At 59.9% G+C, this 24980-nt stretch carries 25 protein-coding genes; 14 read left to right on the top strand and 11 right to left on the bottom strand.

What is annotated here, in order from left to right:
* Positions 1–8 precede the first annotated feature (8 nt).
* The 5 genes from ACR0MO_RS18255 (at position 9) to amaB (ending at position 4275) form a co-directional block, all read left to right on the top strand.
* Positions 9–446, top strand: coding sequence for a nitrate reductase cytochrome c-type subunit (locus tag ACR0MO_RS18255; RefSeq protein WP_170455936.1), 438 nt, complete (start codon positions 9–11; stop codon positions 444–446).
* Between the two features lie 32 nt (positions 447–478).
* Positions 479–1174, top strand: coding sequence for a NapC/NirT family cytochrome c (locus ACR0MO_RS18260; RefSeq protein WP_170455934.1), 696 nt, complete (start codon positions 479–481; stop codon positions 1172–1174).
* Between the two features lie 13 nt (positions 1175–1187).
* Positions 1188–1445: a hypothetical protein gene (locus tag ACR0MO_RS18265; protein WP_170455933.1), complete on the top strand. Its 258-nt coding sequence runs from the start codon at positions 1188–1190 to the stop codon at positions 1443–1445.
* A gap of 208 nt (positions 1446–1653) precedes the next feature.
* The gene (locus ACR0MO_RS18270; protein WP_480892649.1) at positions 1654–2760 is read left to right on the top strand and encodes a saccharopine dehydrogenase family protein; all 1107 of its coding nucleotides are present in this window, start codon (positions 1654–1656) and stop codon (positions 2758–2760) included.
* An 18-nt stretch (positions 2761–2778) separates the two neighbouring features.
* The gene (gene amaB, locus ACR0MO_RS18275) at positions 2779–4275 is read left to right on the top strand and encodes an L-piperidine-6-carboxylate dehydrogenase (protein WP_170455928.1); all 1497 of its coding nucleotides are present in this window, start codon (positions 2779–2781) and stop codon (positions 4273–4275) included.
* A gap of 36 nt (positions 4276–4311) precedes the next feature.
* Here amaB and ACR0MO_RS18280 read toward each other — a convergent pair whose 3' ends face one another.
* Entirely contained in the window at positions 4312–5889 is a 1578-nt protein-coding gene (locus tag ACR0MO_RS18280; RefSeq protein WP_170455926.1) for a DUF5928 domain-containing protein, read from the bottom strand.
* A 141-nt stretch (positions 5890–6030) separates the two neighbouring features.
* Between ACR0MO_RS18280 and ACR0MO_RS18285 the strand changes: the two genes are divergently transcribed.
* Both ACR0MO_RS18285 and ACR0MO_RS18290 read left to right on the top strand, forming a co-directional pair.
* Positions 6031–6849 carry a sulfotransferase family protein gene (locus ACR0MO_RS18285; RefSeq protein ID WP_170455924.1) on the top strand — a complete coding sequence of 273 codons (819 nt, stop codon included), beginning with the start codon at positions 6031–6033 and terminating at the stop codon, positions 6847–6849.
* A gap of 129 nt (positions 6850–6978) precedes the next feature.
* Entirely contained in the window at positions 6979–7335 is a 357-nt protein-coding gene (locus tag ACR0MO_RS18290; protein WP_480892652.1) for an immunity protein Imm33 domain-containing protein, read from the top strand.
* 96 nt (positions 7336–7431) lie between these two features.
* Here the strand turns inward: ACR0MO_RS18290 and ilvD are convergent, their stop codons facing one another.
* Positions 7432–9264, bottom strand: a complete 1833-nt coding sequence (gene ilvD / locus ACR0MO_RS18295; protein ID WP_480892655.1) for a dihydroxy-acid dehydratase — start codon at positions 9262–9264, stop codon at positions 7432–7434.
* A 107-nt stretch (positions 9265–9371) separates the two neighbouring features.
* Between ilvD and ACR0MO_RS18300 the strand changes: the two genes are divergently transcribed.
* The 4 genes from ACR0MO_RS18300 to ACR0MO_RS18315 all read left to right on the top strand — a co-directional run bounded on the left by ACR0MO_RS18300 (position 9372) and on the right by ACR0MO_RS18315 (position 12321).
* Positions 9372–9935, top strand: coding sequence for a helix-turn-helix domain-containing protein (locus tag ACR0MO_RS18300; protein WP_480883040.1), 564 nt, complete (start codon positions 9372–9374; stop codon positions 9933–9935).
* A gap of 4 nt (positions 9936–9939) precedes the next feature.
* Complete coding sequence (locus tag ACR0MO_RS18305) at positions 9940–10212, top strand: CBU_0592 family membrane protein (RefSeq protein ID WP_170455916.1); 273 nt, start codon at positions 9940–9942, stop codon at positions 10210–10212.
* 70 nt (positions 10213–10282) lie between these two features.
* Positions 10283–11137, top strand: coding sequence for a 3-mercaptopyruvate sulfurtransferase (gene sseA / locus ACR0MO_RS18310; protein ID WP_480781901.1), 855 nt, complete (start codon positions 10283–10285; stop codon positions 11135–11137).
* A complete protein-coding gene (locus ACR0MO_RS18315) occupies positions 11137–12321 on the top strand; it encodes an amino acid aminotransferase (RefSeq protein WP_480585860.1) in 1185 nt (394 codons plus the stop codon). The genes sseA and ACR0MO_RS18315 overlap by 1 nt, the downstream gene beginning before the upstream one ends.
* Positions 12322–12389: 68 nt before the next feature.
* Here ACR0MO_RS18315 and ACR0MO_RS18320 read toward each other — a convergent pair whose 3' ends face one another.
* Both ACR0MO_RS18320 and ACR0MO_RS18325 read right to left on the bottom strand, forming a co-directional pair.
* On the bottom strand, positions 12390–13700 hold the full coding sequence (locus ACR0MO_RS18320) for an ammonium transporter (RefSeq protein WP_170524184.1): 1311 nt from the start codon (positions 13698–13700) through the stop codon (positions 12390–12392).
* Positions 13701–13734: 34 nt separating this feature from the next.
* Positions 13735–14073, bottom strand: coding sequence for a P-II family nitrogen regulator (locus tag ACR0MO_RS18325; RefSeq protein ID WP_170434072.1), 339 nt, complete (start codon positions 14071–14073; stop codon positions 13735–13737).
* 259 nt (positions 14074–14332) lie between these two features.
* Here ACR0MO_RS18325 and ACR0MO_RS18330 point away from each other — a divergent pair, with 259 nt between their 5' ends.
* Positions 14333–16519 (top strand): transglycosylase domain-containing protein, encoded by a 2187-nt coding sequence (locus tag ACR0MO_RS18330; protein WP_480892658.1) that lies wholly within the window; start codon positions 14333–14335, stop codon positions 16517–16519.
* Between the two features lie 55 nt (positions 16520–16574).
* Here the strand turns inward: ACR0MO_RS18330 and leuB are convergent, their stop codons facing one another.
* Complete coding sequence (gene leuB / locus ACR0MO_RS18335) at positions 16575–17678, bottom strand: 3-isopropylmalate dehydrogenase (RefSeq protein WP_170455906.1); 1104 nt, start codon at positions 17676–17678, stop codon at positions 16575–16577.
* Positions 17679–17769: 91 nt separating this feature from the next.
* Here leuB and ACR0MO_RS18340 point away from each other — a divergent pair, with 91 nt between their 5' ends.
* On the top strand, positions 17770–18297 hold the full coding sequence (locus ACR0MO_RS18340; RefSeq protein ID WP_480892663.1) for a redoxin domain-containing protein: 528 nt from the start codon (positions 17770–17772) through the stop codon (positions 18295–18297).
* On the opposite strand, the gene ACR0MO_RS18345 is transcribed toward ACR0MO_RS18340, so the two are convergent.
* Complete coding sequence (locus ACR0MO_RS18345; protein WP_170455902.1) at positions 18294–19187, bottom strand: LysR family transcriptional regulator; 894 nt, start codon at positions 19185–19187, stop codon at positions 18294–18296. The genes ACR0MO_RS18340 and ACR0MO_RS18345 overlap by 4 nt on opposite strands.
* Before the next feature lie 83 nt (positions 19188–19270).
* Here ACR0MO_RS18345 and ACR0MO_RS18350 point away from each other — a divergent pair, with 83 nt between their 5' ends.
* Complete coding sequence (locus tag ACR0MO_RS18350; protein ID WP_480892665.1) at positions 19271–20185, top strand: Rossmann-fold NAD(P)-binding domain-containing protein; 915 nt, start codon at positions 19271–19273, stop codon at positions 20183–20185.
* Here ACR0MO_RS18350 and ACR0MO_RS18355 read toward each other — a convergent pair.
* The 5 genes from ACR0MO_RS18355 to leuC form a co-directional block, all read right to left on the bottom strand.
* Positions 20149–21177: an endonuclease/exonuclease/phosphatase family protein gene (locus ACR0MO_RS18355; RefSeq protein ID WP_480892668.1), complete on the bottom strand. Its 1029-nt coding sequence runs from the start codon at positions 21175–21177 to the stop codon at positions 20149–20151. The genes ACR0MO_RS18350 and ACR0MO_RS18355 overlap by 37 nt on opposite strands.
* Positions 21174–22004, bottom strand: coding sequence for a hypothetical protein (locus ACR0MO_RS18360; protein WP_170455896.1), 831 nt, complete (start codon positions 22002–22004; stop codon positions 21174–21176). The genes ACR0MO_RS18355 and ACR0MO_RS18360 overlap by 4 nt, the downstream gene beginning before the upstream one ends.
* Before the next feature lie 332 nt (positions 22005–22336).
* On the bottom strand, positions 22337–22942 hold the full coding sequence (leuD, locus tag ACR0MO_RS18365; protein WP_170455894.1) for a 3-isopropylmalate dehydratase small subunit: 606 nt from the start codon (positions 22940–22942) through the stop codon (positions 22337–22339).
* A gap of 43 nt (positions 22943–22985) precedes the next feature.
* Positions 22986–23528 (bottom strand): DUF308 domain-containing protein, encoded by a 543-nt coding sequence (locus ACR0MO_RS18370; protein WP_170455892.1) that lies wholly within the window; start codon positions 23526–23528, stop codon positions 22986–22988.
* A 37-nt stretch (positions 23529–23565) separates the two neighbouring features.
* Positions 23566–24969 (bottom strand): 3-isopropylmalate dehydratase large subunit, encoded by a 1404-nt coding sequence (gene leuC, locus ACR0MO_RS18375; RefSeq protein ID WP_170455890.1) that lies wholly within the window; start codon positions 24967–24969, stop codon positions 23566–23568.
* Positions 24970–24980: the final 11 nt, after the last annotated feature.

Genomic DNA, 24980 nt, shown 5'->3' on the forward strand with positions numbered 1-24980 from the left:
GTGCCAAGATGAAAATATCAATCGTGACAGGTGGAATTGCCCTGATCCCCGTCCTGCTCCTGAGTGGGTTTGCCCTTGCGCAGTCAGCCCAGGTGGAAACGCTGCGGGGTGCGGATGTGGATGAGCTGATCCCGCTTGATCAGATCCACAAGAATGTCGAAGGGCGCATGCAGCGCAACTATCGCCAGCAACCGCCGCTGATCCCGCATTCGATCGAACAGTACCAGATCGACATCCGCACCAATCAGTGCCTGTCCTGCCATGACTGGACCAAAGCGGGTGAGCGTAACGCGCCGACCCTGTCGATGACCCACTATCTGGATCGCGAAGGGCGCGAGTTGGATCAGATCGCGGGCACCCGGTATTTCTGCAACCAGTGCCACGTGCCGCAGGCGGATGCTCCGCCGCTGGTCGAAAACGTGTTTCAGCCGTCCTCGGGCAACTAATCCAACCCACAAGAAAATAAAGGAGCACCAATATGGCAGCATCTCCTGAAAAACGCGGTTGGATCCGCCGCCTCTGGTCCTGGATCTGGACCCCGGCTGTGGCCTTCAGTTCCGGGTTCCTGATTCTGGCGGGTTTTCTGGCCGGTATCCTGTTCTGGGGTGGGTTCCACTGGACACTGGAACTGACCAATACCGAGGAATTCTGCGTCTCGTGCCACACGATGGAAACCAACCTGGGCGAATATCGCGAGACCATCCACTATAACAACCACTCCGGCGTGCGGGCGATTTGTTCCGACTGCCACGTTCCGCATGAATGGAACCACAAGATCAAGGCCAAGATCATGGCCGTGAAGGATGTCTATCACGAGTTGGCCGGGACCATCAGCACGCCTGAGAAATACGAAGATCACCGTCTGTCCATGGCCTCGGCGGTCTGGAAGAAGATGAAGGCGTCGGACAGCCGCGAGTGCCGGAACTGCCACAACTTCGACTATATGGACTTCACCATTCAGGAAACCCGCGCCGCATCCGAGCATCAGCGCGCCATCGACAACAACATGACCTGCATCGACTGCCATCAGGGCATCGCGCACAGCCTGCCGCCCAACTACCTTGAGACCTACGAGGATGTAACGGCCGAACTGGAAGGCAAAGCACCGTTGCAGCAGCACGCAACCGCCGACAGCGACGAAATCCGGTCATTCCTGTCCACGCGGACCGATTGAGAAGGGGCGAGATATGCTTGATATTCTGGGAACCATCGGCGGCAATATCCTAAGCTTGCCGGGCATTCTTGGCCTCGCCCTTGGCATGATGACCCGCCGTCTGTGGCTGGGCGCAATGTTGGGCGGTCTGGTCGGTGTGGCCGAAACCCTGGTATTTGCCGGGTTTCAGTTCGCCCATGTCGAAGCGTTGGAGCTGATGATTGCTATCGTGGTTGGCGTTTGTGCAGGCAGCGTCGGCACGATGATCCGGCTGAAAGGCGCAACCGTCTGACGGCGTTCAACCCCGGGCAAACAACGGATTGATATCAGACTCTCCGGACTGCGGTCCGGGGCGTTTTTCTGTTAGACCCTTGGCTTTCCATAATGACGGAAATCTCGGCATAATGACGAATATGACCTGCTTTTCGTCAAGATACCCCCTGCGAAATGACCATCCTCTGCGCCACTCTTGAAGGAAAACCAGAAAGAGGAGGCACGCAATGTCCTGGACTGTTTGCGTCGTGGGGGCTGGCAAGATCGGGCAGATGATCGCCACGCTTCTGAAAGGATCACCGAATTACAGCGTCACCGTCGCAGATCACGATCTGAAAGCGCTGGGCGAGGTTGCAAAGCTGGGCGTGGCCACCAAGCAGATCGATGCGAAAGACGCTGAGGGGCTAGCCGAGGGGCTGGATGGCTTCGACGCCGTCATCTCAGCAGCCCCGTTCTTTCTGACCCCGACCATTGCCAAAGCGGCCAAACAGGCGGGCGCGCATTACTTTGACCTGACCGAGGATGTCGCGGCCACCAACGCCGTTCGCGAACTGGCCGACGGAAGCCGAACCGCCTTCATGCCGCAATGCGGTCTGGCACCAGGATTTGTCGGCATCGCGGGTGCGTCTCTTGCGGCGGAGTTCGATCAGATCGACAGCCTGCACATGCGGGTGGGGGCCTTGCCGCTTTTCCCCACCAACGCGCTGAAATACAATCTGACATGGTCCACGGACGGGTTGATCAACGAATACTGCAATCCCTGCGATGCCATCGTGAATGGTGAACGCGTCAAGACCGCGCCGCTGGAAGACTATGAGGTGCTGGGCCATGACGGGGTGGAATACGAATGCTTCAATACCTCGGGCGGGCTGGGGACATTGCCGGAAACGCTGGAGGGCAGGGCGCGGGCGGTCTCCTATCGCTCGATCCGTTATCCGGGCCATTGTGATATCCTGAAACTGCTGCTGCACGATCTGGGGCTGGAACGCCGCCGCGATCTGTTGAAAGAGATTTTCGAAGCCGCCCTGCCGCGTACCGATCAGGATGTGGTGTTGGTTTATTGCACGGCCAAAGGCATGATCGACGGAGCGCTACGCGAGAAATCCCTGATCAACAAAAGCTTCGCCCGCGAGATCAACGGACAGGTCTGGAGCGCCATTCAGGTCACCACCGCCGCAGGTGTTCTGGGCGTCGTCGATCTGATGCGCACCGGCGTTCTGCCTTCGACCGGGTTTGTCCGGCAAGAGCAGTTGAAGCTGTCCGATTTCCTGAACACCGAATTTGGCCGACTCTATCGGGCCGGTGACGTAACCCCACAGAACAAGGCGGCCTGAGATATGAAAGATGTTGTGATGACTGCAGAAACCACTCTGGCAAACCTCGACCTGACCGCAGCAGACCTGACAGGCGGCACGCTGACGGTGCAATCCCCAATTGACGGGCGCGTTCTGGCCGAAGTGCACGAAACCCCGGCCTCTGAGATGGAGACCATCTTTGCCAATGCCAAAACCGCGTTCAAAGCGTGGCGCACGGTCCCAGCCCCGCGTCGGGGTGAGTTGATCCGACTGCTGGGCGAAGAACTGCGCGCCGCCAAGGACGACCTGGGCGCGCTGGTCAGTTGGGAGGCGGGAAAGATTACGTCCGAAGGTCTGGGCGAAGTGCAGGAGATGATCGATATCTGCGACTTTGCCGTTGGCCTCTCGCGGCAGCTGTACGGTCTGACCATCGCGTCCGAACGCCCCGGCCACCGGATGATGGAAACGTGGCATCCGGCAGGGCCGGTCGGGGTGATCTCAGCCTTCAACTTCCCGGTTGCGGTCTGGTCGTGGAACGCAGCGCTGGCGATTGTCTGCGGCGATCCGGTGATCTGGAAACCGTCCGAAAAATCGCCGCTGACGGCAATGGCCTGTCAGAAAATATTCGAACGCGCACTGGCCCGGTTTGGCGACGCACCCGACAACCTGCTGCAAACCCTGATCGGCGGGGCCGTTTTGGGTGAGACGCTGGTGGCCAGCGAAAACGTTCCGATCATCTCGGCCACCGGGTCAACCCGCATGGGCCGCGCAGTTGCGCCCATCGTCGCGGCGCGGTTCGGCAAGTGCATTCTGGAACTTGGCGGCAATAATGCAATGATCGTTGGCCCCTCGGCGGATCTGGAAATGGCGGTGCGGGCGATTGTGTTCTCGGCTGTTGGAACCGCAGGGCAACGCTGTACCACGCTGCGGCGGTTGATCGTGCATAACTCGATCAAGGATGAACTGGTTGCGCGCCTCAAGAAAGCCTATGCCGGTCTTCCCATTGGCGATCCGTTGGCCGAAGGGACTTTGGTTGGCCCCTTGGTGGACGAGGCATCGGGTGCCGCGATGACTGCTGCGCTGAAGGCGGCTGAGTCCGAAGGCGGCACCGTGTTTGGTGGCAAACGCGTGACCGCAGGGGTGCCTGGCGGTGTCTACATGGAACCTGCCATTGTAGAGATGCCCGGTCAGACAGACGTGGTTAAAACCGAAACCTTCGCCCCGATCCTCTATGTGATGGGCTATGACGAATTCGATCACGCGCTGGACTTGCAAAACGACGTCCCGCAGGGCCTGTCCTCGTGCGTGTTCACTCTGAACATGCGCGAGGCCGAGCAATTCCTGGCCGCAGCTGGATCGGATTGCGGCATCGCCAACGTGAATATCGGGCCGTCCGGGGCCGAGATTGGCGGTGCCTTCGGGGGCGAAAAAGAAACCGGTGGCGGGCGCGAAAGCGGCTCGGATGCCTGGAAAGCCTATATGCGCCGTCAGACCAATACCGTGAATTATTCGGCGGAACTGCCGCTGGCGCAGGGCGTCAAGTTCGACATCTGATCACGGTCCCGGCGGTGCGGATCGTGCCGCCGGGCCTTAGTCTGAAAACAGGTAATCCAGCTTCATGATGGACTGCGCCTTGTCGCTTTCCACACCCAGAAAGCGGGCAATGGCGGCCTCATTTTCGGCGCGGTCGGCGCTTTCGCGCAGGCGCAGATAGCCATCGATCCCGGCCTCGCGGATTTGCTGGGATTCATAGGCCAGATCATTGCGCAAGGTGGGCAACAGGCGGGAAACCGTCTCAGCCGGGCTGTTTTCACCCGCCAGCCCGACGCGGCGGGCGTGGCCAATCAGGTAGTCGTCGGAATAGTCGCACTCGATCTCCAGCACATGAGTCTTGGCCGCGTCACCGCAGAAATCCTGAATGACGTCCAGATTGGACGGGTCCAGACACAGCGCCAGTTGGTTTGACCCGAAATGCTGAAACAGCATTTGGACAACCGCCCGGCGATGGCGCGAGCGTTTGTTGAGCGTCGTCTCGATCCCACCCAGATCGGGCAGGGGCGTGTCCTGTTCGTTGAACAGATACTCGACGCACGGGATGTCGGTTTCCGAGGCGATCTGATCCACCAGCCGTTTGGCCACGTGCCACTTTTTGCAGACGATCAGGAAAAGTTCACGCTCGGGACCCAGCGTATTTCCGGCCTCCCAGAACCGCTGCCCGAACCGGCGGCCCACGCGGCCCCGCCCGGTCAGGAAGGCGTACAGGTTGCGCCCCTCATCCGAGATAGGGAACTCGACGCCAGTGCTGGCATACAGCGCGCCCAGCCGGTCCTTCAACTCATGCGCCTCGGGGCTGATCTTGCGGGCAAACAGATAGTTCTGCCCCAGCAGCATGTCGAAATGATCGTTGTAGAACGTCACCGGCATTCCGTAATCCGAGAACATCAGGAAGGTCGGCGTGCGGTTTTCGATCTCACCCTTCGGGATCAGATGACGGACAAGCGTCTGAAAGAAGGTTTCATCCGGGATCCAGGTGGTCGAGAAGAACCGGATCACGTCGCGACGCTGTTGCAAGAACTCAAGGATCATTTCGACCGTGCGGCGGCGCAGGCACCACCATTGGCTGCCGATCATGACTTGTAAGTCTTCGGGAATCTCACGGATCAGTTTGAAACGCTTTTGCAGCTCATAAGCGGCATAGAACCGTTTGGCCTGCGTGCGTTCGTTGAAATAGTGGCGATAGATCAGCCGGTCTTCTTTCATCCCGGTCTTGATCCAGTTGCTGGCAAAGAAATCGTGGCTTTCGATGAAATCCCTGTCCTGCTCGTCCAGAAAATTATGCGTGTATTCCGCTGTCTTGATCGCCATGCAATCGCCCGAAAGCATGTAGAAATGGGTGGCCCGGGGGAATGTCTCGACAGCCGCTTGCAGCGCATAAAGCGTGGCCTGCACCAAAGACCACTCACCCCAACCGCATTTGATGCGCTTGTCGGCGAAGGTGACATTCGGGTTGCCCTTCAGCGCGGTGCGGATCTTGTCATAATCCGCCTCACGCGCGCGGGCATCGAAATGGATCGCCATGCAATCGCCGGCGGCGGTCAGCTGCTCGGCCTGCGCGATGATCGCGTCAGGGTCTTTGTGGCACAGCAGGATATAGGCAATCTTTGCCATTTGGTGTCGCGATTTCCGTTTTTGCCCGATTGCACCTGTGATACTGAGGATGAGCGATTGAATAAACAGAGTATTTTTGGTTTTTTGATTTCAAAAGCTGGCCTATCAACCTGATACCCGACCAGCATAGGAGGCACGCAGATGGGGTTTCCCGGCACCTGGATGACCGAGAGCGAAAGCATGGTTTACCGTGTGGTGCCGAAATGCGCGTGCTCGACCATTGGTCAGATCATGTATTACTCGGATCACGGGCAGTTCTTTGACGGCGATATCCACGACGCCAAGGACGGGATGCACAAATGGGCCTTCGATCAAAGCCAGGGTATGATCGCGGAAAATGTGCGCAATCACGGGTCGTATTCCTTTACCTGTGTGCGCAATCCGTACACCCGGATTCTGAGTTCCTTTTTCGACAAGATTTGCGGCATCCAGCGCAATGGCAAGAGGTATCGGGGCAATCTGGTGCCGACGCTGGTGTATAATTACGGGATCGAAGTGGGCGGAGATGATGGCAAGGGTGAGTTCGACCAGATCGCCAGCTTCCGCCGGTTCCTGCTGTTTGCCCGCGATACGATCCGCTGGCGGCGCCCGATGGATCCGGATATTCACTGGTCCGCCATGTCGGGGCATGTGTCGACCTTCATCGTGAATGGCGGGCGGTATGATCGCATCTTTTGGACCGAAAAGTTCAACGATGGGATGCAGGGCGTGCTGGACAGTCTTGAGACCCCACACGCCATTGATCTGTCCGCAATCCCCCGTTTCAACGAATCCGAAGGCCACGGCCCCAAACGCGCGCATCCGGTCGAGGACTATTTCGACGATCTATCGATGCATCTGGTCTATGAAATCTACAAACAGGATTTCGAGCTGTTCAAATACGATTTCGAAAACCCGGCCAACAAGATGCCCGTGGGTGAGATCGATCTGGACGAAGTGCACGCCAAGCTGGGTGATTGAGCGGCGATAGGTATCCCCGGCAGCGATACATCTGCCCGGAACATGGTTTGCAGATGAGCGTCTGCTTCTAGTCCAAAGTTGCTTCAAATTTGAAAGTGGATAGTGTCGCGGGACAATGGGAAAGCAATTTTGAAGCAGAGTATTCGACAATCGCAAAAACAAGTCTGTGCGGACCTTGAACTCAAAACTTGCGAAGCCTTCGATGGGGACAAAGTAGGTGTTTCACAATCTGCACTAGAGGGGCTGATGCCACTTAACGGGCTTCGTCATCCGCCGACATCAGGTGTAAGTGGTTGGTATCTTTGGGGTGGAGTAGAGCTTTCAGATGCTGTTGATTTCTTTAAACCGATGCATCTAGCTCACCTTGAAACCCGATGCGAACTCAGTCTTAAGTTTCTGATTCTTCCACCCGGTTGGCGCTTCCTCACTGACGGAACTTACGAGGATGTCTGGTTCGATCCGGCCTTGCTTGAAATCGAAGACTGAAAGCCTCCTGAGACTCGAACGTTAGCTTAATCCCACAAATGAACAAAAACGGCCCACCGGACAGGTAGACCGTTTTTTAGTTGAGCGGTTTCCAACTCAAACCTGACGCACCGCCCCTTTGGCGGCGCTGGTGGTCAGCTTGGCATAGGCTTTCAGCGCGGTAGAAACCTTGCGTTTGCGTGGTTCTGCCGGTTCCCAGCCCTTTTCGTCCTGCTCTGCACGTCGCTGCGCCAGTTCCTCATCCGAGACCGCCAGATGGATCGAGCGTTTGGGGATGTCGATCTCGATCTTGTCACCCTGACGGACCAGACCGATCACGCCGCCTTCGGCGGCCTCGGGTGAGACATGGCCGATGGACAGGCCCGAGGTGCCGCCCGAGAAACGGCCGTCGGTCAGCAGCGCGCAGGCTTTGCCCAGACCTTTGGATTTCAGATACGAGGTCGGATACAGCATTTCCTGCATCCCCGGCCCACCGCGCGGACCTTCGTAGCGGATGACGACCACGTCGCCCTCTTTTACCTTGCCGGTCAGGATGTCGCTGACCGCCTGATCCTGGCTTTCGCACACATAGGCCGAGCCGGTGAAGGTCAGGCTGCTGGCATCCACGCCTGCGGTTTTCACGATGCAACCGTCCCGCGCGATATTACCGAACAGCACCGCAAGGCCTCCGTCCTGAGAAAACGCGTGTTCCTTGGAGCGGATCACACCGCCTTCGCGGTCAGTGTCCAGTTCCTTGTACCGGTTCGACTGGCTGAACGCCTGAGTGGTGCGCACGCCGCCGGGGGCTGCTTTGAACAGCTCTTGCGCGGCAGGGTTGTTGGCGATCTTGATGTCCCAATTGGCAATCGCCTCACCCATGGTCGGGGTATGCACCGTGCTGCAATGTTCGTGGAACAATCCGGCGCGGCTGAGCTCGCCAAGGATCGAGAAGATCCCACCGGCGCGGTGGACGTCCTCCATATGCACGTTCTCGGTGTTGGGCGCGACCTTGCACAGGCAGGGGACATTGCGGCTTAACCGGTCCATGTCGGACATGGTGAAATCGACGCCGCCTTCGTGGGCAATGGCCAGCAGGTGCAGAACCGTGTTGGTTGAACCACCCATGGCGATGTCCAGGCTCATGGCGTTCTCGAAGGCATCGAAGGTCGCGATTTCGCGCGGCAGGAAGCCTTTTTCGTCCAGCTCATAGTGCCGCTTGGTGATCTCGACGATGCGGCGACCGGCCTCAAGGAACAGGTTCTTGCGGTCTGCATGGGTAGCCAAGGTCGAGCCGTTGCCCGGCAGCGCCAGGCCCAGCGCCTCGGCCAGACAGTTCATCGAGTTCGCGGTGAACATGCCCGAACATGACCCGCAGGTGGGACAGGCGTTTTCCTCGATATGCTGGACCTGTTCATCGGTAAAGCGATCATCAGCGGCGGCGACCATGGCATCCACAAGGTCGATCTTCTTGGCGTCCAGATCGGCAATATCGATCTTGCCCGCCTCCATCGGCCCGCCCGAGACGAAAATGGCCGGGATATTCAGGCGCATCGCGGCCATCAGCATGCCGGGGGTGATCTTGTCACAGTTCGAGATACAGACCATCGCGTCGGCGCAATGGGCGTTGACCATGTATTCGACCGAATCCGCAATCACCTCCCGCGAGGGCAGCGAATACAGCATCCCGTCATGGCCCATGGCGATGCCGTCATCCACGGCGATGGTGTTGAATTCCTTGGCAACACCGCCTGCGGCTTCAACCTCGCGCGCGACCATCTGGCCAAGGTCTTTCAGGTGGACGTGACCCGGTACGAATTGGGTGAACGAGTTGACGATGGCGATGATCGGCTTGCCGAAATCGTCATCCTGCATGCCGGTGGCGCGCCACAGGCCACGGGCACCGGCCATGTTGCGGCCATGGGTGGAGGTTCTGGATCGGTACATTGGCATGATGCTGTTTCCCTATTGCCTCGGGTTGCATTGCGTCGAGATTGTGCGTTATAGCGCACGTATCACATGTGCGCTATAACGCACAAGAGGATTCGAAAGACAGCGACATGGCACCGGACGACATTACACTGAAACTACGGGATGTGCGCGCGGCCTCGGGGCTGAGCCTGTCGAAAGTGGCTGAAATGACCGGTGTCAGCAAAGCCATGCTGGGCCAGATCGAACGGGGCGAATCCAGCCCGACCATTGCGACCCTGTGGAAGATCGCCAAAGGGTTCCAACTTCCGCTCAGCGCGTTGATCGGGTCGTCCGTTCTGCGCGATCCGACCAATGCGGGCGTGTTTCAGACCGTCACCTTTCCCGGCAGTATCGAGGTCAAGATCGTCTTTCCCTTCGACCCGGCGCTGGGCGCGGAAACCTTTCACGTCCAGCTTGCGCCCAATCAAAGCCACGAGTCGCCCCCCCACGCCGCCGGCGTCACCGAAGAGGTCTTTGTCCTCAGCGGAGATCTGGAGATTCTGCGCGATGGGGAATGGCTGCCCTTGCAGACCGGGCAGGGCCTGCGCTTTGCCGCCGATCTGCCGCATGGATACAGGGCCGGTGCCCAAGGGGCGGCTTTTCTGAATATGCACCACTATTCGCAACAGCCTGACCATCTGAACGGAACCTGACCGCATGACCGCCTTGCTGGAAACCCTGACCATCGTGGACGCCATCGGGTCCTTCGGGGCGCTGATCGTGGTGGCGGCCTATTTTGCAACGCAGATGCGGATGATGAATTCCGACGATCTGACCTTTCCGGTCGTGAACCTGTTGGGCTCGGTGCTGATCGTCTATTCGCTGGTGCATAATTTCAACCTTGCCTCGATGCTGATCGAAGGGTTCTGGATTCTGATCAGTCTGATCGGGATTATTCAGCATTTTCGCCTGCGCCGGGCGTCAGAATAGGCCTATCCAGCCTTGAACCCCTATCCTGCCGGGTATAGGGAAAATTCAAGCTCGCTGAGGAGAGGCTTTGATGCAGGACGATCCGAAAACCCTGGTATCTACCGAATGGCTGGCCGCACATATCAAGAACCCGGATCTGCGGATTCTGGACGGGTCGTGGTATCTGCCTGCGCAGAACCGTGACGCCAGGGCCGAATATGAGGCGGGCCACATTCCCGGCGCGCGCTTCTTCGACATTGACGAGATTTCCGACCACCGTTCGGATCTGCCGCATATGGCACCGCCGGTGGAAAAGTTCATGTCGCGCCTGCGGGCCATGGGCGTGGGTGACGGCCATCAGGTGGTGGTCTATGACGGCGCGGGGCTTTTCTCGGCGGCGCGGGTCTGGTGGCTGTTCCGCCTGATGGGGCAAGAGAACGTCGCCGTGCTGGATGGCGGTCTGCCCAAGTGGCAAGCCGAAGAACGTGAGATCGAGGATCTGCCCCCCGTTATTCGCGACCGCCACATGACCGTACGGGTGCAGAACCAGATGGTGCGCGATGTTACGCAGGTCTCTGCTGCTGCCAAGCTGGCCGATCACCAGATCATCGATGCCCGTTCCGCCGCCCGTTTCGCCGGAACCGAGGCCGAGCCGCGCGAAGGCTTGCGCTCGGGCCATATTCCGGGATCGCACAACGTGCCCTTTGGCGACCTGCTGAATGGGGACGGCACGATGAAATCGCCCGACGATTGCCGTGCCGTGTTCGAGGCCGCAGGCGTGGACCTGTCGAAACCTGCGATCACCAGTTGCGGGTCAGGCGTGACCGCCGCAATCCTCAGCCTTGCGCTCGAGCGCATGGGCAAGAAAGACCACTCGCTTTATGACGGCTCCTGGGCGGAATGGGGTGCCTTCCCGACCCTGCCCGTCGCAACCGGAGAGACCTGATGTTCGAGAACCTCAAACCGCAGCCCGCCGACAAGATTCTGGCGCTGATGCAGATGTACCGCGAAGACCCGCGCGATCAGAAGATCGACCTGGGCGTGGGCGTCTACAAGAATGCCGAGGGCGTAACCCCGGTGATGCGTGCGGTCAAAGCCGCTGAACAGCGCATCTGGCAAGAGCAGGAGAGCAAGGCCTATACTGGTCTGGCCGGTGATCCGGCCTATTCGGATGCGATGATCGGCCTGATCCTTGGCAATGCAGTTCCGCGCGGCAATATCGCCGCCGTGGCGACCCCCGGCGGCACCGGCGCGTGTCGGCAGGCGTTTGAGATGATCCGTATGGCCAACCCCTCGGCCCGTGTATTTGTGTCGAACCCGACATGGCCCAACCACCTGTCGATCCTGAACTATCTGGGGATGGAGACGGTCCAGTACCGCTATTTCGACGGCGAAACGCGCGGCGTTGATTTCGATGGCATGATCGAGGACCTGAAAACCGCCACCGCAGGCGATGTGGTTCTGCTGCATGGTTGTTGCCACAACCCGACCGGTGCAAACCTGAACATGGTGCAATGGCAAGAGGTCGTGAACCTGATCAACGAGCGTGGCCTTGTGGCGATGATCGACATTGCCTATCAGGGTTTTGGCGACGGGCTTGAAGAAGACGCACAGGCAACCCGCCTGGTGGCCTCGTCCGTCAAGCGCTGCCTGATCGCGGCGTCCTGTTCGAAGAATTTCGGCGTTTATCGCGAGCGTACCGGCCTGCTGATGGCAATCAGCGATGATCCGGCGCAGACGGCGTTGAATCAAGCGACCCTGGCCTTCCTCAACCGTCAGAACTATTCCTTCCCGCCCGATCACGGTGCGCGGGTTGTGACCACGATCCTGAACGACGACGCCCTGCGTGCCGATTGGGCCGCCGAGTTGGAAGAGGTGCGCCTGTCCATGCTGGGCCTGCGTCAGCAACTGGCCGACGAATTGCAACGCCTGACAGGATCGGACCGCTTTGGCTTTGTCGCCCAGCATCGGGGCATGTTCTCGCGTCTTGGTGCCGCGCCGGAACTGGTCGAGAAACTGCGCGCCGATCACGGCATCTACATGGTTGGCGACAGCCGCCTGAACATCGCCGGTCTGAACGCAACAACCGTGCCGATTCTGGCACAGGCGATTGTTGACGTTGGGGTTTAGTCCAAACAACATTCCAAAAAGAAACCCGGGCACGAGCGCCCGGGTTTTTTTGTTGAGCAGATTGCAGCTTAGCCTTTCGAGAACTCCGGGTAGGCTTCCATACCCAGTTCTGCCATGTCCAGACCGTTGATCTCGTCTTCTTCGCTGACGCGGATGCCGACGGTTGCTTTCAGAACCATCCACAGGATCAGCGCGGCGACGAAGGTGAAGACACCGTAGGCAACGATACCGGTCAGCTGGGTGATCAGGTTGGCCTCGCCGTAGAAGATCACGGCGATGGTGCCCCAGATGCCTGCGAACAGGTGGACCGGGATGGCACCGACCACGTCGTCGATCTTGAACTTGTCCAGCATCGGAACCGCGAAGACCACGATGATACCGCCCACGGCACCGATCCACAGCGCGCCGAACAAGGTCGGGGCCAGCGGTTCAGCAGTGATCGAGACCAGACCGGCCAGCGCGCCGTTCAACACCATGGTCAGGTCGGGCTTTTTATACAGGACCTGGGTCATGATCAGGGCGGCAACTGCACCTGACGCGGCGGCCATGTTGGTGTTGGCGAAGATGCGCGACACGTCGGAGACGTCACCCACGGTGCCCATCGCCAGCTGCGAGCCGCCGTTGAAGCCGAACCAGCCCAGCCACAGGATGAACGTCCCCAAAGTTGCCAGCGCCAGGTTCGAACCGGGCATCGGGTGAACCTTGCCGTCCTTGTACTTGCCGATACGCGGGCCAAGGATCAGACAGCCAGCCAGAGCGGCCCAGCCCCCGACCGAGTGCACGACGGTCGAACCGGCGAAGTCGGAAAAGCCCATGGCGTCCAGCCAGCCGCCGCCCCATTTCCACGACCCCGAAATCGGATACAGGATGCCGGTCAGCACGATGACGAAGATCAGGAAGGGCCACAGCTTGATCCGCTCGGCCACGGCGCCCGACACGATGGACGCGGTCGCAGCCACAAAGACCAGCTGGAAGAAGAAGTCCGAGCCGATCGAGGCATAGTCCAGGGCGGCTTCGGCAGGGTCAACACCCACCGCATCAAGTACCGTCGGACCGCCAAGGGCAAAGAACCCGTTGAAGTCGCCCGGATACATCGTGTTGAAGCCGACCAGCCAGTACATGATCGCGGCGCAGGAAAACAGCGCCACGTTCTTGATCATCTGCATGGCCACATTCTTGGACCGCACCAGACCACCTTCCAGCATGGCAAAACCTGCCGCCATGAAGAAGACCAGAAAGCCCGCCATCAGGAACAGCAGGGTGGTAAAGATATACTGGGTGTGCAGCGCGGCCTCGCCTTCTGCGGCTTCTTGCGCCAAACCCATCTGCGGCAGCACGACCAGCGCGGCAGCAGGGATGAGAGATTTCATCAGGTTCATGTGTTTTCCTCGGATTGAGTGTGAGTGTCGGCGCTTACAGCGCCTCTTCGTTGGTTTCCCCGGTCCGCACGCGCAGCGCCTGCTCGACATCGAGGACGAAAATCTTGCCGTCACCGATCTTGCCGGTCTTGGCGGTTGTGGTGATGGTCTCAACGATCTGGTCGGCCATCGTGGCGGGCACCACGATCTCGAGCTTGATCTTGGGCACGAAGTTCACGGCGTATTCGGCGCCGCGATAGATTTCAGTGTGACCGGATTGCGAGCCGAAGCCCTTAATTTCGGTCACCATCATGCCGCGCACGCCAGCCTGGGTCAGTGCCTCGCGCACCTCCTCGAGCTTGAACGGCTTGATTGTCGCAATGATCAGTTTCACGTCTTTCCCCTCTGCTTCTCCGGTCTGACCGGCTTGTTTGCACCTGCAGAAAAAGAGCGTGACCCGAGGCGGTAAGAAACGGTTTTGGGGCGTAATTCGGTTCAAAAATGACGCAAAGTTGCACAATTTTTGCACAAAACCTGCCGTGCGTCTAAATTTTAGGCGGATATGGGAGGGGAAATTCCGGTAAATCGGACCTCAACATAGGCAGGCCACCGGGGTATGGTGGGCCAAAAGTATAACCGGGCAGAGTTTGAGCATGACTGAGTCCAAGCGCCGCAAACTGACATTGGTCGCGGATAAACGGTACCCGTCGAAGGGACGCAAACCTTCGGCGACCAAGCGGGCTGCGAAACCGGCGGGCAAGAAATCGACCGCCCGCAAGACGGCTACGCGCAAGACCGCCCGCAAGAAGACACGCAAACGCTCGGGCGGCAATGGCGGTGGGATTTTTCGCCGTCTTTTCCGTTGGATCTGGCGTCTGATCTGGGGCGTGACCTGGCGCGTCGGGGCCGTGGTGGCGATGTTGATCGCGCTGGCGGTGGGGGTCGTTTACACCTCGCTGCCCGATGTGGATGCCTTGCTGGACGGGCGCGCGCGGGGGTCTGTGACGCTGTTGGATCGTGACGGCAAGGTCTTTGCCTGGCGCGGCGATCAGTTTGGCGGGGTGATTACGGCGGACACCGTCTCACCCCATTTGAAGAACGCGGTGATCGCCACCGAGGATAAGCGATTCTATCGCCATTTCGGCGTCAGTCCGCGCGGCGTTGCCAGCGCCGTGCGTATCAACCTGAGCGAGGGGCGCGGGCCATTGTCGGGCCATGGCGGTTCCACCATCACCCAGCAGACCGCCAAGCTGCTGTGTCTTGGTGTTCCCTACGATCCCAGTGAGTGGGAATCGGAGGCTGCATATGAGTCGGATTGCCGTCAGGGCTCGCTGTGGCGCAAAGGGAAAGAAGCCATTTATGCGATGGCGATGGAGGTCAAATACTCCAAGGACGAAATCCTGACAATCTATCTGAACCGGGCCTTCCTGGGTGCAGGCGCGCGCGGGTTCGAGGCTGCAAGCCAGCGCTATTTCGGCAAATCCGCGGCCGAGGTTTCACCGGCCGAGGCGGCGATGCTGGCGGGTCTTCTGGTTGCCCCGACACGCTATGCGCCCACCAACAGCCTGCAACGCTCACAGGATCGCGCCCGACTTGTGGTCGGGTTGATGGAGGATCAGGGTTATCTGTCCAGCGCGCAGGCCAGCGAAGCGCGCAGCCGTCCGGCGGAACTGTCCGAGGCTGCGGCAGCGCGGGCCGGTGGCTATTTCGCCGATTGGGTCATGGCCAGCGGGCCCGAGTTTTTCACCCGCAACACCACCGAGGATGTGGTGATCCGTACGACTCTGGACCAGCGTATTCAGAGATCGGCAGAAGAGGCGCTGCAATTCATCTTTCAGGAGAAGGTTCGCGAAGGGTCCAAGGCTCAGGCGGCGATTGTGGTGATGTCCGCAGACGGCGCTGTTCGGGCCATGGTCGGCGGGCGCAAGACCCGCGTGTCGGGCGCGTTCAACCGCGCGACACAGGCGCTGCGCCAAACCGGATCGTCCTTCAAGCCATTCGTCTATGCCACAGCATTGGAGCTGGGCTATTCGCCCTATGACATTGTGGTCGATGAACCCTATTGCGTCGACATTCCGGGGTCGGGCAACTGGTGCCCCAAGAACTATACGAACAAGTTCTATGGCCGCGTGACGCTGGCCGACGCCCTGAAGAACTCGCTGAACATTCCCGCCGTGAAAGTGGCCGAAGTGGCCGGGCTGGACAATGTGCGCACCGTGGCCAGCGGCTTCGGGATTGCCAGCGATCTGGCGCAGGGACCGGCGCTGGCGTTGGGCGCATCCGAAAGCACGCTGATCGAGATGACCGGGGCCTATGCGGGCATCCTGAACGGCGGATCATCGGTTGAACCATATGGTCTGACCGAGTTGAAGCTGCTGGGCGATGACACGCCGGTCATGGTGACGACCACCGGGATCGGTGAGCGGGTGATCAATGACAACGCGGCCAAACAACTGACCTGGATGATGGAGCGTGTGGTCTCCGAAGGCACCGGTGGCCGGGCGCAATTGCCCGGATGGCAGGTGGCAGGCAAGACCGGGACGACTCAGGCCGCGCGGGATGCGTGGTTCATTGGCTTCACGGCGGATTACGTGGCGGGGGTTTGGATGGGCTATGACGACAACACGCCGCTTTCGGGCGTGACAGGCGGCGGCTTGCCTGCCGAGATCTGGAAAGAAACCATGCTGCGCGTGACCGAGGGGATGACGCCAACACCCTTGCCCATGATCGTGCCGGAACCACCGGTGCAGGTCGCGCAACCACAACCCCGACGCCGCCAAGGTGGCGGCTTTGAACGGGCCATCAATAACCTGATCAGGGATATCTTCGGCGGGAACTGATACGAAAAAAGGCGGCGCACCGGGCACCGCCTTTTTTCAATTCTATTGGGATAGCTTACAGACTGGAATCCAGCGCCGCGATGATCGCCGCACCCATTTCCGTGGTCGAAACCGGGGTCACGCCCTCATCCGCCAGCAGATCGCCGGTGCGAACGCCATCGGCCAGAACTTTTTCGATCGCCGTTTCCAGACGGGTGGCTTCATCGCCCTGATCAAAGCTGTAGCGCAGCGCCATGGCGAAGCTGAGGATACAGGCAATCGGGTTGGCCTTGCCTTCACCCGCGATATCGGGGGCCGAACCATGCACGGGCTCGTACATCGCCTTGGGGCGGCCATTGGCCATCGGAGCGCCCAGGGACGCCGAGGGCAACATCCCCAGCGAGCCGGTCAGCATCGCGGCACAATCCGACAGGATGTCGCCGAACAGGTTGTCGGTCAGGATCACATCGAACTGCTTGGGCGCGCGCACCAACTGCATAGCGCCATTGTCGGCATACATATGGGACAGCTCGACTTCGGGGTAATCGGCGGCGACGCGGGTCACAACCTCACGCCACAAGATGCCCGATTCCATCACGTTGGCCTTCTCCATCGAGCACAGCTTTTTGTTCCGGCGCATCGCCAGTTCAAAGGCCGAGCGCGCGGCGCGTTCGATCTCGGATTCGGTGTAGCGCTGGGTGTTGATGCCGACGCGTTCGTTGCCTTCCTCGAAGATACCACGGGGCTCGCCGAAATAGACGCCAGAGGTCAGCTCGCGCACGATCATGATGTCGAGGCCAGCGACGATATCCTTTTTCAGCGACGAGAAATCTGCCAGCGCGTCAAAGCACTGGGCCGGGCGCAGGTTGGAATACAGATCCATTTCCTTGCGCAGGCGCAGCAAGCCGCGCTCGGGCTTGAGGCTGAAATCCAGATCGTCGTATTTCGGACCGCCTACGGCACCCAGCAGCACCGCGTCGACCTCTTGCGCCTTGGCCATGGTTTCGTCCGACAGGGGCTTGCCGTGGGCATCATAGGCCGCACCACCGACCAGATCCTCGCTCACGTCAAAGTGAAGGCCGCGATTGGTGCCGAACCAGTCGATGATTTTGCGCACTTCGGCCATAACTTCCGGGCCAATTCCGTCTCCGGGCAGGATGAGGAGCGAGGGGTTGGACATGAAGGGTCTCCTTGCGTTTCACAGCTCAGGCCCTAGCGTCTGCGCCGCAGCGGGTCAATGAGACGATCCGGCAGAATCACGAGGAAAACACATGTTGATACCGGGAAATCCCGTCCCAGGCCTGAAAATCGAAACCGTGGGCCATGGAAGTTTTGATCTGGATGCCGACAAGGGCGAAAACGGCACGCTGGTGATTCAGTATCGCGGCCTGCATTGCCCGATCTGCATCAGGCAGATGGGTGAGGTTGAAGCCGCGCTGGACGACTTCGCCGCGCTGGGGCTTGAGGTCATCATGCTGAGCACCGACACCGCCGAACGCGCTGCGGAAACCGTGGCAAAAGCGGGCACGACCCGGCTGCGCGTCGGGCACAGCCTGCCGCTGGCCGCTGCGCGGGAAGACTGGGGCCTGTATCTGTCCAAAGGTCGCGAAGGCACCGCCGAGGCCGCGTTCTTTGCAGAACCGGGGCATTTCTACATCGCCCCCGACCGGACGCTGTATTTCGCCTGGCAGCAATCGACCCCGTTTGGCCGCCCCTCGGTCGCTGACATGCAGGGTGGTATCAAATACGCGCTGGACAATGGCTATCCGCCGCGCGGCACCTATAACGGCCCGCTTTAAAGGCTGGCTTTCAGCCCGTCGGCCAGCAAGTCCCAGACCCTGCGAATGCGCGGGGTCTGGCGCATCGCTTGCGGCGCGGCAAGCCAGACCGGCAGGATCGGAATCTTTACATCCAGCGGCAGAACCTCGACCAGAGGGTCCTCTTCGGCGACCTGAACCTGACTGAAGCCGATACCGCACCCGGCGCGGATCAGCTCCCAATAGGCGCTTTGCAGATCGCAGCGGGTGGCAAAGCTGTCCTTGCTGGCGGGCCATCCCTTTTCCTGCATCTTCCGGATGATGTCTTCGTTGGCGTCGAACCCGACCAGATCGTGATGGAACAGATCCTCGGGCGTCTTGGGTCGTCCGACGCGGTTCAGGTAAGTTGTGGCCGCGCAGAAACACAGCGGGACATCACCAAGGTAGCGCGACACGATATCCATCTGTTCGGGACGATACATGCGCACGGCGATATCGGCCTCGCGATAGAGCAGGTTTTCAGTTGCGTCCGTTGCGACCAGTTCCAGCTGAATGGCCGGTTCCTGCTGTCGGATATGCGCCAATATGGGCGGCAACAGGTGGTGAGAGGCAAAGACGGAAGCGGTGATCCGCACCGTGCCCTCCAGCTCTTGCGACTGGCCTGCCGCCGTCATGCTGAACGCGTTCATCGCCTGATGCATCTGCCGCGCCATGGGCAGCAGCTGGTTGCCCACATCGCTGAGTTTCAGCCCCCGCGCGTGCCGGTCAAACAGCGACACGCCAAGTTCCTCCTCCAGCGCATGAATCTGCCGGCCCAGTGTCGGCTGGCTGCGGTCCAGTTGCCGCGCGGCGGCGGACAGAGACCCGGTTTCGGCCACCGCCAGAAAGCTTTGGATCAGCGACCAATCGGCATGGGTAAGCGCTTTGTCCATTCAGATATGAATACATGATCTGCGTTTGCCGGCAATTCCCTGAATCATGTGCAAGGTTAAGTTGGTCCCCACAGGAGGGCACCATGCAACACACCGTACTGATACTCGGCGCCAGTGGCCGGTTTGGCCGCAATGCCGAACTTGCATTTCGCAAAGCCGGTTGGACCGTGCGGAAATTCAATCGCGAGGCTGACAAGCTGGATCAGGCGGCGCGTGGCGCGGACTTGATCGTCAACGCCTGGAATCCGCCTTATACCCAGTGGGCCCGTCTGGTGCCGGGCCTGCACCGGCGGGTGATTGACGTGGCTGAACGCACTGGTGCAACGGTCATCGTGCCGGGCAATGTATATGTATTCGGGGCGGATACTCCCGGCCCGTGGTCTACTGACAGTCCGCATCTGGCCCGGAACCCTTTGGGTCGTATCCGGATCGATATGGAGGACGCCTATCACCGTTCAAGCGCACGGGTGATCATCCTGCGGGCTGGGGATTTCATCGACACCTGCGCCTCGGGCAATTGGTTCGATCAGGTGATGATCAAGAGCCTGTCGAAAGGGCGGCTGGTCTATCCGGGCAATCCCGATATTCCCCATGCATGGGCGTACCTGCCTGACCTTGCAACGACGGCCGTCATGTTGGCCGAGATGCGGCAAGACCTGCCTCGATTCTGCGATGTGCCGTTTGCCGGACATACGCTGACCGGGCGCGAGATTGCGCAGTCTCTGTCGCGGGTGACGGGGGGTGAAGTGGCGCTCAAACGGATGCAATGGTGGCCCCTGCAGCTTGCCGGTCCTTTCTGGCGCATGGCCCCGCATTTGTTGGAAATGCGCTATTTGTGGGATGTGCCGCACCGGCTGGACGATACGGCCTTGACCACGTTGATCGGCAGCGTGCCACACACCGATCTGGATCAGGCAATGCGTTCAGCGATACCATCAGAGCAGACCGCGACTGCGGTGCCTCATGGCATCGAGACATCCACCCAGACCAGCCGATGACGGCTGGCGCGTTCGGCACTTTCCCTTTTCGCATCACCCGGCGCGGGCCAGAAGACACCGGCATCAACAACCTTCAGATCGGCTGAGGGCAGAACGTAATCCACCCGCAACTCTCCCACTGCCTTCCAATCAACCGTGGCGCTGTCACCCGCGGAGGACTTGGGCTGCGGATCCTGCAGGCGCGGGTCCGAGAGAAGGTTGGCGATGGTCTCTCTGCGCCCGTCGCTGTGATTGGGGTCCAGATTGGCATCCCCGGCGATCACAAACGGATCGGTCGGGGCTGGGCCAATGCCACCATCCATCAGCACCGACCAGAGCCGGATCTCATCCCGGTTGCGCAGGCCGTTGCGATCCTCGGGGCCATCGAACACAGGCGGGGTTGCGTGAAAGGTCATCAGGTTCAGACGGCCCGAGGGGGTGTTGATCGGCACGACCCAATGGCCGGTCGATGACAGTCGCTGCGCCGCTTGTGCCCGCTCGGACGGGTACGGTGCGCCCTCGGCTACAGGCAACTCGGCCCCTGGCAGATCGCGCCATAGAAGGTCCGAGAAATTCCGCACCTCGGACAACGCAATCTCATAACGCGACAACACCGCCAGCCCGCCATGACCGGTAAACAATCCCCATCCCTGCGAGTCTCCCGGCCCCTGCGTGCGGCCATCCCCATCCAGATCAAGCCCGCTGTCCCGCCCGGTATTGGGCTGCGCGGTAAACTGATAGGGGTAATCCAGCCCGGCCTCTCTGAGGCTTTCTGCCAGAGCCGTCAGGGCCATCGCGTTCATGTCCCAGTCGATGCCTTGCAGCGCCACGATGTCGGGCCCCGTGGCCACAAGCACATCGATGACCGCCCGCACCTGCGCCTCGTCGCGCTGAATGTCGCGCAGCAGCAGGCCGGGACCTTGCCGGCTGAGCTCGGTGTTGAAGCTGGCAATGCGCACCACATCTGCCTGCGCCGCGATGGGCAGCAACAGCAGGATCAGGGCGCGGATCATGCGGCCTGAGTTGTCTCGGATGTTGAGTAAGCGCGGCGCTTTTCCACGATCAGCCCGGCGATACGCAGGGTCGCCATGCCACGCATGATCATGCTGGCGGGCAGAAAGGCCCAGGCGCTCATGGTCCAGATCAGGGTCTGCGGGTTGTTCAGCGAAATCGGCGTCACGAAATTGGTCAACAGCTTGATCACGGCCGGGATCAGGAACGGCAGCAGGATACCGATGCAGATGTTCAGACGACCGTCACGCTGCAGGCGGCTGACCACGTCACCGCCTTTGGTGGGGTCGAACAGCGGCAGGTTGGTCCAGACGTTGAAGGCCCCGTTGCCAGTGGGCCATCCGCGCAGTTTCACCGCATAGGCAAAGCTGGCAATCGTGACCAGAGCGGCGACATAGGCGACACTCGCTGTGATCCGCACCAGTTCAACCAGCGGCGCGCTGGCGTCGGCAGGCAACATCAGAACGATCAGCCGGACGGGTGAGTACGGGAAGTCCACCACATTGGCGACGGCCAGACCCATTGAATACGAGAATGTGGTCAGATCGGTTGGTGCATAGCCATTCTTGCAGACCAAAGTCAGGAACGTGACCATCGACATCAGGCCGACAAAACGCAGCCGATTCACCGGCGGGGCGTCGCGGAATTCGATAAAGCTGGGAAAGGCAGAGTTGTATTCGGCAAAGGTCAGGATGAACGCGAGGATCGCGAGGAAGACCACTATCTCGGTCCCGTTCGTCGATGATACAGGCAGGTACAACGCGGGTGTCAGCACCAGAAGTGCAACCAATATTCCACGTATCGCCGCCCCAGTTGTGCGCGCAATCACTATCCGAACCCTTTTTCAAACTGGATCAGCCGATCTTTGCCGACTTGATTTCCAACTTGTGCCCGCCCGTTTCTTAATTCTGACGGATGCCTCTTTCCGTCACCATGGACGATAAGCGACATTTCGCTCAAGTCAGGGTGCAGATAACATGTGATTTCGGGCAAAATGATGGCGCAACTGGTGCGGGATTGCATCATTTTGGACGCAAATCCGACGTGTATCTCAATTTGATACCTAGATGTTGTGGTTTGGGAAAAATCAACCCCAAGAATGCGAACGGGGCCGCGTGCGCGACCCCGTTAGGTTGAGTGTCAACAGATTCGTCCCCAGAATCACACCCAGGGGCGCGCCTGACCTGCATGTTCTTCGAATTTGTCGATGTGGTGGTCTTTCTCCATCGTCAGGCCGATATCGTCCAAACCGTTCAGCAGGCAGTGCTTGCGGTGCGGGTCGATGTCAAACTCGATGACAACACCGTCCGAGGTGGTGATCTGCTGATCTTCCAGATGCACGGTCATGCGGGCGTTCTCGCCCTTGTGCGCGTCTTCCATCAGAATCGCGTGGTGTTCTTCTTCGACCACGATGGGCAGGATGCCGTTCTTGAAGCAGTTGTTGAAGAAGATGTCGGCAAAGCTGGTCGAGATCACGACCTTGATGCCGAAATCCTTGATCGCCCAGGGCGCGTGTTCGCGGGACGAGCCGCAGCCGAAATTGTCACCCGCGACCAGAATCTCGGTCTGGCGATAGGCGGGTTTGTTCAGAACGAAATCCTCGTTCTCGCCGCCATGGTCGTGATAGCGCATCTCGTCAAACAGCACGACGCCCAGGCCGGACCGTTTGATGGTTTTCAGGTGCACCTTCGGAATGATCATATCGGTATCGATATTGATCAAAGGCATTGGGGCGGCCACCCCGTGGACTTTTTCAAACTTTTCCATGTTCACACTCCGTGCGGGAGAGGGCCGCGCCCATGTCCCGCGGTTAAGCTTGTTTCGTTTCGTTGGGTGCGTTTTTGACAAAGAACGCCATGAAGACCAATCCGAACCCGTTGAACAGCATCTCGATGCCCAGCAGGATGCCCAGCAAGCTCAGCAGAGCTGCGGGTTCCGATGCCGCGTAAGACCAGATGATACCGGCCAGCACGATGGACAAGATGCCCGAGATCAGCGTGGGCCAGAAGAACTGCGTTCCGCGCATCTGGAACGACAGGATGACCCGCGCGATGCCGCCTGCCATGAACAGGATCAGCATCACGGTCGCCAGCGTCAGCGTGCCTTGCAGCGGGTGATCCAGAAAGGACCAGCCCAGAAACAGCATCACCGCACCCATGATGAGTGACAGGATCTTGTTGCCGGTGCCTTCAACCGTGAGGCCGCCGACGATTTGTAGCCCGCCTGCAATCAGCAGCAACACGCCGGTCACCACCGTCACGGCAACAGACGCCACCACCGGCGCGCCCAGCACAAAGATGCCGAACGCGATGGACAGCAGTCCAAGCAAGAGCCATTTGATCCAGTCACTCATGTCTTCAATCCCTCAAATATCTAGATATGAGGGCACCTTACATCAACTCACGGACGTCTGTCAGCCGTCCTGTGATTGCCGCTGCGGCAGCCATCGCCGGGCTCAGCAGGTGGGTGCGTCCACCACGACCCTGACGGCCTTCGAAGTTGCGGTTCGAGGTCGCGGCGCAGCGCTCGCCCGGTTGCAACTGATCGGGGTTCATCGCCAGACACATCGAACATCCCGCCAGACGCCATTCGAACCCGGCCTCTTTGAAGATGTCAGCCAGACCTTCTTCCTCGGCCTGCGCACGGACCAGACCAGAGCCGGGCACGACCATGGCGCGCATACCGTCCTTGATCTTTTTGCCCTTCAGAATCTCAGCCGCGGCGCGCAGGTCTTCGATGCGGCCATTGGTGCAGGACCCGATAAAGACGGTGTCGATTTCGACATCGCTCAGCTTCTGCCCCGCTTCCAGACCCATGTATTCGATGGAGCGGCGGGCCGCGTCGACCTTACCGCCTTCGAAATCCTCGGGGTGCGGTACCGATGCGGTGATCGGCAGCACGTCTTCCGGGCTGGTGCCCCAGGTGACGACCGGCGCGATGTCTTCGCCGCGCAGGGTGATGACCTTGTCGAAATGCGCGCCTTCGTCGGTGAAAAGGGTTTTCCACCAGTCCATAGCCGCTTCCCACTGGGCCCCTTTCGGGGCGTGCGGGCGGCCTTTGACATATTCGAACGTGGTCTCATCCGGCGCGATCAGGCCCGCGCGGGCGCCGCCTTCGATCGCCATGTTGCAGACGGTCATGCGGCCTTCCATTGACAGATCACGGATCGCTTCGCCGCAATATTCGATGACATAGCCGGTACCGCCAGCGGTGCCGGTCTCGCCGATTACGGCCAGAGTGATATCCTTGGCGGTCACGCCCGGCTGCAATTTGCCGGTGATTTCCACCTTCATGTTCTTGGATTTCTTCTGGATCAGGGTCTGCGTGGCCAGCACATGCTCGACCTCGGAGGTACCGATGCCGTGGGCCAGCGCGCCAAACGCGCCGTGGGTGGCGGTGTGGCTGTCGCCGCAGACAACGGTCATGCCGGGCAGGGTCCAGCCCTGTTCCGGGCCGACAATGTGGACGATGCCCTGACGGACGTCATTCACCGGGTAATAGTGAATGCCGAAATCCTTGGCGTTCTTGTCCAGCGCCTCGACCTGAATACGCGATTCGGGGTTTTCGATCCCGTTCACGCGATCCGGCGTGGTCGGTACGTTGTGATCCGGCACGGCGATGGTCTTTTCCGGCGCGCGCACCTTGCGGCCCGCCATGCGCAGGCCCTCGAACGCCTGTGGGCTGGTGACTTCGTGCACCAGATGGCGGTCGATATACAGCAAACAGGTGCCATCATCGGCTTCATGCGCGACATGGGCATCCCAGATCTTGTCATAGAGTGTTTTGGGGGACATCGGTCCTCTCC

This window comes from Ruegeria sp. K5, assembly GCF_056531805.1.